This is a genomic window from Vibrio sp. 1180_3 (genome assembly GCF_029478545.1).
Lineage (GTDB): Bacteria > Pseudomonadota > Gammaproteobacteria > Enterobacterales > Vibrionaceae > Vibrio > Vibrio aestuarianus.
On the sequence record NZ_SJFM01000016.1, the window covers coordinates 1 to 12,362 of the forward strand.

Consider the following 12,362-nt stretch of genomic DNA (forward strand, 5'->3'; position numbering starts at 1 on the left):
ACTTCAAGGCGGCAATAGACCAATTTTTTTCTGTGACTCTTCCAGAGATCGCAGGCTCTTTGACATCTCGAATTAATGATCATTTTCAGGTTCTCAAGCCTGCATCTTCAAGTTGATTCGGTATAGAACAGTTTCGGCAAAATGACCCAAGTATTAAAAAATCTAAACTTAAACAATTAAATAAACTATCGGATAAGTTGACTGAGCGTTGGAATTCGTCAAGTGAAAAAGTGATCAATAGAAGTTATCATTTAACAAGTACAAGACCTGAACAGCCACTTGACATATATGGTAAGGATACCTATTCAAATACTTATTGGAATAAAACTGATCATGATAATGCCATGTTACTTGTGAGTGATCCTAGGCTACTTTGTAATGGTGCCAAGTCACTTTTGGATCGAGCTAAGTTAATTTCGTGTAAAGCCAAGTTAATTTTGCATACAGACAAATCACTTTCGCACGATGACTTATCATCTCAACAAAAGGACCTAAGTATTGAACGTGAACAATTCAGTAAACTATCGAATGATTTGCATACAGCCAAATCACTTTCGCACGATGACTTATCATCTCTACAAGAGGACCTAAGTATTGAACGTAAACAATTCAGTGAACTATCGAATGAGTTGGCCGAGGATTGGGGTTCGTTAAATGAAGATTGGGGTTCGTTAAATGAAAAGGTGTTCGAAAGAAGTTGTCGTAACTCAACAAATACAATACCTGAAAAGCCACTTGACAGACGTGATAAGAATATCTATACGAATAATACTGGGTTAGTTTTGGATGAAGCTAGGTCAGCTTTGAATGAAGTCAAGTTACTTTTGGATGAAGCCAAGTTACGTGCGCCAACTTCTTAACTAGCATCAAGTAGAAATACTGGGTATTACTCTAAACAAGCGCTTTTACGGCACTTTATGGAACGCTACGAAACCGTAACTCATTGATTTTTATAATCTTTATATAAGAAAAAAGACGTCCTGAGACGTCTTTTTTCTTGAATGTGGCGGTGAGCAAGAGATTCGAACTCTCGATACGTTGCCGTATACACACTTTCCAGGCGTGCTCCTTAAGCCACTCGGACAACTCACCGTATTTGATTGTGTCAACTGCATCAGTTAACGAGGCGCTAATTTAATGATTATGGAGAGGTAGGTCAAGCCAAAATCTTAAAAAAGTCCACACTATCAGCGCGTTTGGTTACTTATTAGCTTATTAGTTGAAATCAACGACAATAGCTGCGTGCTAAATATGCAGTTACATACTTTGGTAATAGCCTGGCACACGGAACCATCGACGGCACATATCCAAGAAATAACCATATAACACACCCATTCCACATGAAACGATAGCGTTACTTGAAACAGCCGTAATAATTTGTTCTGTTGATGCCCCAACAACCAAAAGAATGGCCGCATAAACAGGTGATTGGAACAAAACGAATGCAATTAAATCTGAAATGTTCTTCATCAGGTTTGAATTCGACCACTTCCGCCCTAAACGTAAAACGAAATCTCGAAACACGCCATAAGGCCATGCGATAGCAATGTTGACAGGAATCGATAATGTTCGAGATGCTAACGATTGTTCAAAAGTCATCCCAGAGATAAAAATCTCAATGATCATCCCAGAAACAAAGCAAAAAACGACCATTGCAAATGTGTCAGCAGCAGCATGACGAATACAAAATGGGCCACGAGCTTTCATTACCTTCCTCAACAACATATATATCTACAAAAATCACCCACAGGCAATACATAAAACCAGGTCATAGAAAAAGACCAGCTGATAAGGTAATTAGAACATATAAATTGTAGATTTAATCTCCAATTTTAATTGAGTTAGGTAAATTTATAACCAGTTTTGAAATTAAAACTAGAATCTAACGCTAATTTTTAAATAAATGTTAAATTAAACAATATTTAAGTCACTTATTAGTAAGTTAATTACAAAAATCAGCAAGTAAAACGGTTAAGACATCCACTTGTTGTGTATTGGGTAGCTTATCGTTTTCTAAGCTAATTTGGATACTCTGCAAAGCATCATGTAATGGCGATGACTCAGCAACGCAAACGTGCGCGGCTAACTTTTTGACGGTGGTTAATGCCAACTCAATTTCTTGATTTTCAATCGCCATATGAAAAGTAACCAGTGACTCTTCTATCGAACCAACAGCCATCTGCATTGAGGATTTTGGCTGAAATTGGTACAGCTTTTCAGCGTATTGATAAAGTGCGTCATCAAGTTCATTTTCATGAACTGGCTTAGCGATAATATAGTCTGCACCAGCTGCTAGCATTCGCTCTCGAGTTTCTTTGAATACATCAGCGGTACAACCAAAAATTAATACATTATGATTATTTTCTGATAGAGACCTGATACAAGAAATGGCTTCGATACCATCCATTACTGGCATATGGTTATCCATTAAAACAAGATCGAATCGCTCTTCAGTGAGTGCCTGTACGCCCATCTCACCATTTTCAACACAGCGGCAAATAAAACCCTTATTTTTCATAAAAGTCTCAATGATGATCGAATTCGTTCGATTATCTTCGACGATTAATGCTTTAAGGCCTTGATAATCAAGTTTACGATGAGTTTTAACTTCGGTTGGGCCTGCAGAAGCCTCTTCGATAGCGAGCATGACATGAAAACTACTACCGATACCAACCTCACTCGCTACCGTTATATTACCGTTCATAAGCTCTGTTATCTGTTTGACAATTGCCAGCCCTAAACCTGTACCACCAAAGCGCCTTGTGGTTGACGATTCAGCTTGTTCAAAGGGTCGAAATATCTTTTCTTGCGCTTCTTTAGCAATACCAATCCCAGAGTCTCTAACACGGATAGATAAATAGAGTTGCTCATCGACCCACTCTTCTTTTAAGTAGACATCAATGAAACCACTTGATGTGAATTTAACGGCGTTGTTCAGTAAGTTAAATAAGATTTGTCTCAGTCTAGCTTTATCCGAGAAGTACCAGCGATCGCTCGCTACCTCGTTGTGTATATTAAATTGAAGCCCTTTTTCATTACACAAGGTGTGATAGACACTTTTGATACTGCCAATCAATGAATCAAGTGGGAAACGACTATTATCGAGTTCTAAATGACCTTGCTCGATCTTTGAAAAATCAAGGATCTCATTCAATAAGGTCATCATATGCTCACCTGACTCATACAAACTATTCAAGTTCTGTCGTTGTTGAGTCGAAAGTTGAGTTTTCAATAATATTTGCGCTGTTCCGAGTACACCATTCATTGGGGTTCGAATTTCATGAGACAACGTCGCTAAAAATGCGCTTTTAGCTCGGGTTGATGCTTGAGCTTTCACCTTTTCCGCTTCAAGGTAGACCGTTTTCTGATTAAAAGTATCAACTAACTGCCGTATTTCATCATTACTGCGGTAAGGTATCTCGATAATGCCGCCTTCTTTTGAGTCAGCAACTTTTTTCGCAATAACGACGATTGGTGTAATCAAATATTTGTTTAACAAGTAATAACCAATCATTACACAGGCTAAAAGAAAGGGAATAATACGCGCTTCTACATTAGTGACCAGCTCATAAACCTCATCATTCACTAAACGGTTAGCGTTTATCACGTCAACTTGCCACTGAAAATCACCAAAATCAAAACGACTGATATATGCTCCATTGCGAATATTGAAGTTATGTTCAGAGATGATGGATCCATCAGAATCACTAAGCGACATACCGAGGTCATATCGCTCAGCTTGAGCAGCAAGAAGCTTAGTCAAGCCATGTAACGAGATATCAACAGTAGCGACACCAGCGAACTCTCCGTTGACATAGTATGGCGAAGAAGCGGTGATCATTTGAATATGGGTATAAGAATCAACGTAAACTTGTGACCACGCCACACTTCCTAATGGCTGCCCTTTTACCTCGGTATACCATGTCTCTTTATCGTACCCGCTCACTGCTGGATTATTCCAAGAGAGTAACTTGTCGACTTGACCATCAGATGCTCGGTTATAAAACAGGCTACTATATTGTTGAGCGGGATCGACACTATAAGGTTTTGGCCATAGCCCGCCACTCACAACGATATTATCAAGTATCGAGAACAGTGAATGTAGCAGACGGTCTTGCTCTGCTTGGCCGTTTGCAGACTGTCCAATGCTGACGACACTTTGCAGTATGCCTATTGAATTATTTAGTGGTTCTCTAATTTGTGCAGACAATATTTCAGCACGTAAATCTAAATTTTGTTTGAGTTCAGCACGCAGAGGAGATTCGACAACCCAGTAGGTAATCGTTCCGATGGTTGCAATAAAAAAGCAAAGATAAAACGCCAATGCGGTGATGCTTTTCTTTCTAAGTGAGCTACGTACTTTCATAAGCCTTTGAACTTTTTCTTTTGTACAAATTATAGTGAAGAATCCTGCCAAGCAAGATATTGATTGTATGAAACAAGTCTTTACCGCAATAACTTTTGTTAAATTGGCATACAACGACTATTTAGAGTTAAGATACTGCTAATTATCTAACAACTCATGGACTTTGTTTTGACCTTACAAACACTCCTATCGCAACCTGAATTAGAAGATAAGCTATTAAACGAAGCGAAAACACGTGGTTTTGTGACAGCAATGGCTTCTGCTCCTAATATTCTACCTCCTGAAGAATGGTTACCCTTTTTGTGGGGAGGTGAAGAAGTTGCACCTTTTACAGATGGTGAACAGCTAGAAACGTATTTTCAGCTTGTTATTGATATATGGAACTTATATCGCCCTGCTTTATTGAACGCCAATTGGGCATGGCCAGAAGGCTGTTCCTTAGATGAAGAAGAAATTGTTACGGATGACGTCCGTGATTTCTGTGAAGGCTTTTTACAAGGTTGGCAACTGGCACGAGACGACTGGGAAACCTTGATGCCTGAAGATAGCCAAGACAATGCACTACTTGGTGGCGTACTACTGTCTTTAAGCATGCTGTATGACCCAGAAACATCATTAGTAACGCTTGCCGAACAAGGCCTACAAGGGTTAGATCAATTTGAAGAGATCTACAATGCAATACCTGTAATGTTGTGCGGCTTAACCCAACGCGGTGTACAGTTAGCTGAAAACCAATAACGGTAGCTTTAATTAACTTCGTTAATGGTACTCACATAAAAAGGCTCCAAGGAGCCTTTTTTGTATTGCTTCAAGTTAAAACTAAGCATTACCTTTAACTTGAAGGTTTAACTGTTCAGCGAAATCCAACATGCGATTAAGTGGGATCAGTGATTTTAATCGCAGTGCTTCATCGACAAAAATTTCGTGATCATCACCACCTTCTTTGAGCGCAGCTTCAATGGCTTTAAGGCCATTCATTGCCATCCAAGGGCAATGCGCACAACTACGACAAGTCGCCCCCGCTCCTGCGGTTGGTGCTTCAATAAGCTCTTTCTCAGGCACTAACTGCTGCATTTTAAAGAAAATGCCTTTATCCGTTGCTACTATCATCTTTTGCTGAGGAAGCGATTTTGCCGCTTTGATCAATTGGCTTGTCGAACCGACAGCATCCGCTAATTCAACCACGCTGGCTGGCGACTCTGGGTGCACCAATACGGCCGCATCAGGATATAGAGATTTCATTTTGCGTAAAGCGTCTGCGGAGAATTCATCGTGGACCACGCATTCGCCTTGCCAAAGCAGCATCTCTGCACCGGTTTTATTAGCAATGTATGACCCCAAATGGCGGTCTGGTCCCCAGATAATCGGCTTATCTTCTGCATCTAGGTGTTCTACAATTTCAAGAGCAATACTCGATGTCACCACCCAATCAGCTCTTGCTTTTACAGCAGCAGATGTATTGGCATAAACCACGACGGTATGATCAGGATGAGCATCGCAGAACTCAGTAAATTTATCAGCAGGACAACCCAAATCAAGAGAACATTCAGCTTTTAGTGTTGGCATAAGAATGCGTTTTTCTGGGGTTAAAATTTTCGCAGATTCTCCCATAAAACGAACACCAGCAATGATTAGCGTACTTGCTGGGTGACGGTTGCCAAACTTCGCCATTTCTAATGAATCACCGACAAATCCCCCCGTTTCTTCTGCCAATGCTTGAATTTCAGGATCGGTATAATAGTGTGCAATTAGCACTGCATCTTTTTCTTTTAATAACTGTTTGATGCTAGCGGTATAAGTTTGCTTTTCTTCAACCGTCAAAGGAATAGGTTTAGGTGGAAAAGGATATACAGTTTCAATGGTGTCTAAAATGTGGCTCATTGCTCTTGCTCTATGCAACTTCCAAGAATTCGAGCATTGTACACCCGAACCTAAGTGTGAATCAAAAGTGATTCTTGTAACAATAAGCAAAAAAAAGAGGCCTTCACGACCTCTTATTATTAATTCAAATTCTCTTTTGCAACATTTGCCGAAGCACTGGTCGGGTATTCATCAATAACTTGTTGATAATACTTGTTCGCTTGGGCTGAATTATTGTTACGTTTAGCAATATCACCTAACTTCACCAATGCATCTGCACGTTTATTGGATTCGCTATAGGTAAGCACGGCTATAAAGCTTTGCGCTGCTTCCTTGTCTTGCTTTTTCGCAAAATAAAGCTGTCCTAACCAATAATGTGCATTAGGGGCAAAGTTTGAATCAGGATAATCTTTTTGGAACTGTTGGAACGCCGCAATGGCACCGCTGTAGTCACGCTTCTTCAGAATCAAATCAACTGCATTCTGATACGCTGTTTGTTCGTCCACATTGCTGCTGAATGTACCTTCCACTGCCGCATCAGGTGATGTAGTAGGAGGTGCACTACCCGTAGTTTTCATTTCACTACGAACACGGTCTAGTTCAATGAACAATTCACGTTGGCGCTCTAGCATTTGCTGCATATCATAGCTATTGCGCTCAAGCTGCCCACGTAATTCACTGATTTCTAAGGTCATATCGTCAAGCTGCTGCTGCATTTTCAACTGCACACGATTGCGGTTTTCAAGCAAGCGTTCAAGACGCTGTACATCCGTTTCAGACGAAGAGTTTTGAGCGCGAGTGGCGCTAGAAGAAGAGCTATTGCTGAGGTCAGATACTGGAGCTGGTGCAGCGAGCGTAGTGCTCGCCGCACTTGCCAGTAACGTAAGCGTAACAATGCGCTTTAAGTTACTGAACATGAGGCAATCCTCGATTAGTACACTAGAACAGCGCGGCGGTTCTTCGCGTATACATCTTCAGATTGACCTAGAAGAAGCGGTTTTTCTTCGCCGTAGCTGACAATAGCGATTTGATCAGCTTGAACACCTAGCGCTTGCAAGTATTTAGCAACAGCTTGTGCACGACGCTCGCCTAGTGCGATGTTGTACTCAGGAGTACCACGCTCATCAGCATGACCTTCGATAGTCACTTGCATCGCTGGGTTTTTGCTTAGGTAAGCCGCATGTGCAGCTAACATGTCTTCGTAGTCGCCAACAATTGTCGCGTTATCAAATGCGAAATAGATGGTTTGAGTTTCACGAAGAGCTTGCTCTTTTAACTCTTGTTCAGAAAGTTGTGCATTCTCATCGATCGGAGAAACAACCGTTGTATCAACGTTGTTTGCTGAACCTGAAGTAGACTGGTTAGTTTCAGAACCAGAAGCGTTAGTTGCTTCATCGCTTGAACTACATGCAGTTACTGCAAGTACTGGTAGCGCAATTAGTAGCCCTTTAAGAACTTTGTTAAGTTGCATCTTATTTTCCTTACTTTTTATTACTTACTTGCTATAAAAACGGAGACCACGCAGGAGCTCTAACGCGCCCATTTGTTGCCGGTAATCTAGCTTTGAAACGCCCATCTATAGACACCATCGAAAGTACATTCGTTTGGTTATAAATTGAGCTGTATATGACCATGCCGCCATTGGGTGCAATACTTGGAGACTCATCGAGCAAAGTCTTGGTAAGAATTTGCACTGAACCTGTTTCCAAGTCTTGTTTTGCCAGATTAAAACCAGAATTACTTCGATTCACCATCACTAAGAACCGACCATCAGGCGTAATTTGACCACCTAAATTTTGGCTGCCTTGCCACGTAATACGGTTGGTCGAGCCATTGGTCAAATTTACTTGATATATCTGTGGTTTACCACCCCGATCCGAAGTAAATATTAGAGATTTACCATCAGGATGCCAGAATGGTTCCGTATTATTTGATCTGCCACTCGTTATTGGTTTCAGTTTACGAGTAGCCAAATCCAAAGTGTAAACCTGCAAGCTGCCGGTTTTTGAAAGCACAAGAGCTAAACTCTTACCATCAGGTGAGAATCTTGGAGCGCCATTATGACGAGGATAAGACGTAATTTTTTCTCGTTCGCCAGTGTAGATATTCATTAAGAATATTTCTGCTTGGCCATTTTGAAAACTGACATAGGCTAATTGCTTGCCATCTGGTGACCATGCAGGAGACATTAGAGGTTGCTTAGAACGTAAAACCAATCGCTCGTTATAACCATCATAATCGGCAACCCTTAGCTGATAAGGGTACTGCTCTTTATCGTTTACCACGACGTAAGCGATACGCGTTAAAAATGCACCTTTATCGCCAGTTAACTCTTCATAGACAAGATCTGAAATTCTATGCGCGTACTCGCGCATGCGGTTCGCAGGAACTGTCGCGATTTTATTAAATAGCACATGATCTTTAGAAAGTACTAGCTGCCCGTCATTGCTCAGAGCTTTGCTTTGACCTTGGGTCAATTGACCGCGCACTACGTCAACTAACTGATAGTTAATGACGTATTGACCATCCGCATTTTGCGTAATGCTGCCAGTCAATAGTGCATCCACCCCAATGCGGCTCCAAGCATCGAATTTGATATCTGTTTCGCTGTATGGGGTTTGCGGCATTTTACTGGTCGCAACAGGGCTAAATTTACCACTGCGTTGTAGATCAGAAGCGATAACTCCTGAAATATCTTGAGGAAGTTTTGTTTTACCTTCCCACTTAAACGGTACTATCGCAATTGGCCTTGCCGAGTTGATACCATCGGTAATAACAAGCTCCAATGCTGCGTTAGCAAGCTGTATATTACTTGTCAGTACAAGTAAGCACCCTAACATCAATCGCTTTAACACAAGCTCTTCCTTATTTACTCTGGTTCTACAGTTAAATTAATGTTCTTTAATTTCTCGACTACATCGGGATCATCTTTTGGTAATGGAAACGTCCCCACTTGGGCAACTGCACGCTTTGTTGCAGCGCACAATCGTGAGTCTCCACCAACAATGCTTAAGTTACCAACAATCGCCCCTGCTCCTGTTGGAATTAGGCGTAAATTCACCTTGCACTGTTTACCTTTAAAGCTATCTTCTAGTAGTAAGTTTTGCTGGATAAGCTGAGTGTATATTGCTCCATAGCGTTGCGTTTCACTCATTACAAACTGAGAACGTGCTGAGCTATTTAGCTCGGTCTCCGTTTCTAAACCTGAGAAAATACTATTTAAAGCCGCTTCTTGCTCTTTACGTTCACGCTCTAGGCGTTCTAGACGTGCTTTTTCTTTGAGGGCTTTTTCTTGAGCCTCTTTAGCGGCTTTCTCTTTAGCTATACGCTCCTTCTCGGCTCGCTCTGCCGCTTCACGTTCTTTGCGCGCTTTCTCTTTAGCTTCAGCGGCCGCTTTTTCTTTCGCTATACGTTCTTGTTCCGCTTGTGCAATTGCGGCCTGCTTCGCTAGGCGTTCTTGCTCGACCTTCTTGACCGCCTCTTCTTTGGTTTTTCGTTCTATTTCAGCTTTAGCAGCTCGTTCCTTTTCTTTGCGTACTCGCTCTTCTTCAAGTTTACGCTCTTGCTCTTTTTGAACACGCTGCTTTTCTGCTTCTCTCACCGCTTTTGCTTCTTTCGCTTGCTGCTCTTTGAGCTTTCTAATCCGCTCTTCTTCTGCCTTGCGATTTTTTTCCAATTGTTCACTTTCTCGGCGTAATTTATCGAGTCGGTCTTGCTCTTTTTTCGCTGCGGCTTCACGTTGACTACGAATTTGCTGAGCTTGCTTTTGAACCAATTGAGGATCAATCACAACAGCCTGCACCATTTGTCCCGTTGGTTCAGGTTTCGATAATGTGAAATCAGTGCCCCACAACAAAACAACAATCAGAACCACATGCAAAATAGTGGAAATGATGATTGGCTTTTTGTAGTCGTTGTTTTTGGACTTATTATCTTTCATGAACGGTACGAACTATCCCTTTATATCGGTTAGTAGACCCACTTTCGGAATACCTGCGCGACTCAATTCATCTAAAACTAGTACGACTTCCGCATAGGGCGTTGCTGCATCACCGCCCACAGCAACAGGTGAGTTTGGTTTTAGTGAGAGTTCAGCTTTGACTCGAACAATAACGTCCTGCAATGACAAGCCTCTTTGAACCTCTTCATCATTGACGCTAAGCCCTAAATTACCTTCTTTATCTATCTCTACGATAATAAAGCTGCTATCGCTATCCCCAGCAAGTTCGGATGCTGGCTTTGCAGCAGAGGTTTTAGGTAGCTCGACATCGACACCTTGTGTCACAAAAGGCGAGGTCACCATAAAAATAATCAGTAACACCAACATCACGTCGATGTATGGCACAACATTAATTTCTGCGGTCAATTTGCGTTTTTTACGCTGATAACCCACCATGGTTTATTCCCTACCCGCCATAGCTTGGCGATGAAGAATACTGTGAAACTCTTCTGAAAATGTCGCGTAGTTATGCTCTAACTTACTCACTTTATTGCTTAATCGGTTGTAAGCCATCACCGCAGGTATTGCAGCAAATAGGCCCATAGCGGTTGCGATCAGAGCTTCAGCGATACCAGGGGCAACCATAGCAAGTGTCGCCTGCTTAACTTCACCTAACGCAATGAATGAGTGCATAATTCCCCATACCGTACCAAAAAGGCCAATGTATGGGCTGATAGAGCCAACGGTGGCTAAAAATGGCAAGCTCGTTTCCAATTCATCCACTTCACGTGCAACAGCAACGCGCATTGCTCGACCAGTTCCTTCCATAATGAAGTCTGGTGAGGTCGCATTGGTTTTCCGTAATCGCGCAAATTCAGTGAAACCTGAATAGAAAATTTCTTCAGTACCTGAAATTTCATCTTTGCGCTTCTTCACATCTTGGTAAATTGCAGATAAATCGGTTCCAGACCAAAACTTATCTTCAAACGAATCTGCACTTTTCTCTGCTTGAGAAAGAATTTTGCTGCGCTTGATGATCATCGCCCATGAGACAATAGACATGCCTAAAAGGATAAGCATCACCATTTTTACTAATATGCTGGCTTGCAAAAACAGATCAAGAATTGAAATATCAGCGGTCACTAGGGGTTAACTCCAAAATTATTGATTGAGGCATCGCCTTGGGCCTCATGCTCTGATTGTCGACACATGCTACCTTAACCACGGCTTTACACAACACTTTACCTTCAGGATTGACGAGCTCTTGACAGAATGTCAGAGACGCTTTTTTCAGCTCAGAAATGTTCGTTACAACATTCAGCATCTCATCTAAACGAGCCACTCGTAGAAAATCGATGTCGATATGTCTGACGACAAAACCAATATTCTGAGTAAGAAGAGTATGCTGAGAGACACCAATAGAACGAAGCAGTTCGGTTCTCGCCCGTTCAAAGAACTTAAGATAGTTTGAGTGATACACAACACCACCGGCATCAGTATCTTCATAATAAATGGTTACAGGCCAATGAAAGGCCGAGGCTGTATTTTGCACAAACATTCCAATACATATACAGATTGAGTTCGTTACTATAACGCAACTCGTTACTGTTAGTACAAGGATTGAATAGACTTTTCTTAGAATGGATACAAAAAATTAGTGCTGCCTCAAAGAGACAGCACTAATGTGGATATTTAATCGGCACTGAATCAATGCCGAGACATAAGTAACATCTGCTCTGCTATCCTCTTCCGACCTGAAACTACAGTTTTAAGTTGGAAAAGGCTCAATCAAACCAGTCTAACAACCGTTAGGTAGGTTAATATTGAAAGAGAGATATAAGGGCTAAACAACAGTTGCCAAACCCATTTACGAGGCTTAAAGCCAACCCCAAAAACCATGCTTGAGCACAATGCCCAAATCAGCAAGGGGCTGATGATGGTGTTGAACCCACCAATACTATGAGAATATTGTTCCGGGTCCCACATCACCATCGCAACATGATAAAAGCCTAACACCAATGACAAGACCCTTAATGAGGTCTTGTTAGTTGGCTGATGAAGTTGAGCCACTTGCAAAGCAAGTTTACTCACTGTCTTTATCCATCATTTCTGTATGCTCTAACCAAAGAGCGTTGATGATACCGAATGCACAAGCTAGCAGTACACCTAGAATCCATGCGAAATACCACATATCTA

General features: G+C 41.5%; 14 protein-coding genes, 1 tRNA gene and 1 pseudogene. 3 read left to right on the forward strand and 13 right to left on the reverse strand.

From position 1 onward, the window contains the following. Both EYW48_RS11305 and EYW48_RS11310 read left to right on the forward strand, forming a co-directional pair. A pseudogene (locus EYW48_RS11305) lies at nt 1-116 on the forward strand (IS630 family transposase); the annotation flags it as partial. A gap of 81 nt (nt 117-197) precedes the next feature. Next, entirely contained in the window at nt 198-860 is a 663-nt protein-coding gene (locus EYW48_RS11310; protein ID WP_277432420.1) for a hypothetical protein, read from the forward strand. A 144-nt stretch (nt 861-1,004) separates the two neighbouring features. Here EYW48_RS11310 and EYW48_RS11315 read toward each other — a convergent pair. The 3 genes from EYW48_RS11315 to EYW48_RS11325 form a co-directional block, all read right to left on the reverse strand. Beyond that, nucleotides 1,005-1,092, reverse strand: a tRNA-Ser gene (locus tag EYW48_RS11315). A 165-nt stretch (nt 1,093-1,257) separates the two neighbouring features. Continuing rightward, nucleotides 1,258-1,707, reverse strand: coding sequence for an L-alanine exporter AlaE (locus EYW48_RS11320; protein WP_053310045.1), 450 nt, complete (start codon nt 1,705-1,707; stop codon nt 1,258-1,260). A gap of 235 nt (nt 1,708-1,942) precedes the next feature. Continuing rightward, nucleotides 1,943-4,366: a hybrid sensor histidine kinase/response regulator gene (locus tag EYW48_RS11325; RefSeq protein WP_277432421.1), complete on the reverse strand. Its 2,424-nt coding sequence runs from the start codon at nt 4,364-4,366 to the stop codon at nt 1,943-1,945. Between the two features lie 168 nt (nt 4,367-4,534). Between EYW48_RS11325 and EYW48_RS11330 the strand changes: the two genes are divergently transcribed. After that, a complete protein-coding gene (locus tag EYW48_RS11330; protein WP_171981090.1) occupies nt 4,535-5,104 on the forward strand; it encodes a UPF0149 family protein in 570 nt (189 codons plus the stop codon). A gap of 81 nt (nt 5,105-5,185) precedes the next feature. On the opposite strand, the gene nadA is transcribed toward EYW48_RS11330, so the two are convergent. The 10 genes from nadA to cydX form a co-directional block, all read right to left on the reverse strand. After that, entirely contained in the window at nt 5,186-6,247 is a 1,062-nt protein-coding gene (nadA, locus tag EYW48_RS11335) for a quinolinate synthase NadA (protein ID WP_053310047.1), read from the reverse strand. Nucleotides 6,248-6,366: 119 nt separating this feature from the next. Next, on the reverse strand, nt 6,367-7,143 hold the full coding sequence (gene ybgF / locus EYW48_RS11340; RefSeq protein ID WP_168522511.1) for a tol-pal system protein YbgF: 777 nt from the start codon (nt 7,141-7,143) through the stop codon (nt 6,367-6,369). Between the two features lie 14 nt (nt 7,144-7,157). Next, nucleotides 7,158-7,697 carry a peptidoglycan-associated lipoprotein Pal gene (pal, locus tag EYW48_RS11345; RefSeq protein WP_277432422.1) on the reverse strand — a complete coding sequence of 180 codons (540 nt, stop codon included), beginning with the start codon at nt 7,695-7,697 and terminating at the stop codon, nt 7,158-7,160. Between the two features lie 31 nt (nt 7,698-7,728). Next, entirely contained in the window at nt 7,729-9,081 is a 1,353-nt protein-coding gene (gene tolB / locus EYW48_RS11350) for a Tol-Pal system beta propeller repeat protein TolB (RefSeq protein ID WP_261917867.1), read from the reverse strand. A 14-nt stretch (nt 9,082-9,095) separates the two neighbouring features. After that, nucleotides 9,096-10,166: a cell envelope integrity protein TolA gene (tolA, locus tag EYW48_RS11355; RefSeq protein WP_261926720.1), complete on the reverse strand. Its 1,071-nt coding sequence runs from the start codon at nt 10,164-10,166 to the stop codon at nt 9,096-9,098. 12 nt (nt 10,167-10,178) lie between these two features. After that, nucleotides 10,179-10,622, reverse strand: a complete 444-nt coding sequence (gene tolR / locus EYW48_RS11360; protein ID WP_053310052.1) for a protein TolR — start codon at nt 10,620-10,622, stop codon at nt 10,179-10,181. Between the two features lie 3 nt (nt 10,623-10,625). Next, the gene (gene tolQ, locus EYW48_RS11365) at nt 10,626-11,309 is read right to left on the reverse strand and encodes a protein TolQ (RefSeq protein WP_053310053.1); all 684 of its coding nucleotides are present in this window, start codon (nt 11,307-11,309) and stop codon (nt 10,626-10,628) included. Beyond that, the gene (gene ybgC / locus EYW48_RS11370) at nt 11,299-11,724 is read right to left on the reverse strand and encodes a tol-pal system-associated acyl-CoA thioesterase (protein WP_171981087.1); all 426 of its coding nucleotides are present in this window, start codon (nt 11,722-11,724) and stop codon (nt 11,299-11,301) included. Before ybgC ends, tolQ begins: the two co-directional genes overlap by 11 nt. 230 nt (nt 11,725-11,954) lie before the next feature. Next, nucleotides 11,955-12,257 carry a cyd operon protein YbgE gene (gene ybgE, locus EYW48_RS11375; protein WP_171981086.1) on the reverse strand — a complete coding sequence of 101 codons (303 nt, stop codon included), beginning with the start codon at nt 12,255-12,257 and terminating at the stop codon, nt 11,955-11,957. After that, on the reverse strand, nt 12,250-12,357 hold the full coding sequence (cydX, locus tag EYW48_RS11380) for a cytochrome bd-I oxidase subunit CydX (protein ID WP_000270285.1): 108 nt from the start codon (nt 12,355-12,357) through the stop codon (nt 12,250-12,252). Before cydX ends, ybgE begins: the two co-directional genes overlap by 8 nt. Nucleotides 12,358-12,362: the final 5 nt, after the last annotated feature.

What these genes read in the sequence shown, in the direction of transcription:
- EYW48_RS11320 (WP_053310045.1), bottom strand. Translation starts at nt 1,707, where the DNA reads ATGAAAGCTCGTGGCCCATTTTGTATTCGTCATGCTGCTGCTGACACA.
- EYW48_RS11325 (WP_277432421.1), bottom strand. Translation starts at nt 4,366, where the DNA reads ATGAAAGTACGTAGCTCACTTAGAAAGAAAAGCATCACCGCATTGGCG.
- nadA (WP_053310047.1), bottom strand. Translation starts at nt 6,247, where the DNA reads ATGAGCCACATTTTAGACACCATTGAAACTGTATATCCTTTTCCACCT.
- ybgF (WP_168522511.1), bottom strand. Translation starts at nt 7,143, where the DNA reads ATGTTCAGTAACTTAAAGCGCATTGTTACGCTTACGTTACTGGCAAGT.
- pal (WP_277432422.1), bottom strand. Translation starts at nt 7,697, where the DNA reads ATGCAACTTAACAAAGTTCTTAAAGGGCTACTAATTGCGCTACCAGTA.
- tolA (WP_261926720.1), bottom strand. Translation starts at nt 10,166, where the DNA reads ATGAAAGATAATAAGTCCAAAAACAACGACTACAAAAAGCCAATCATC.
- tolR (WP_053310052.1), bottom strand. Translation starts at nt 10,622, where the DNA reads ATGGTGGGTTATCAGCGTAAAAAACGCAAATTGACCGCAGAAATTAAT.
- ybgC (WP_171981087.1), bottom strand. Translation starts at nt 11,724, where the DNA reads ATGTTTGTGCAAAATACAGCCTCGGCCTTTCATTGGCCTGTAACCATT.
- cydX (WP_000270285.1), bottom strand. Translation starts at nt 12,357, where the DNA reads ATGTGGTATTTCGCATGGATTCTAGGTGTACTGCTAGCTTGTGCATTC.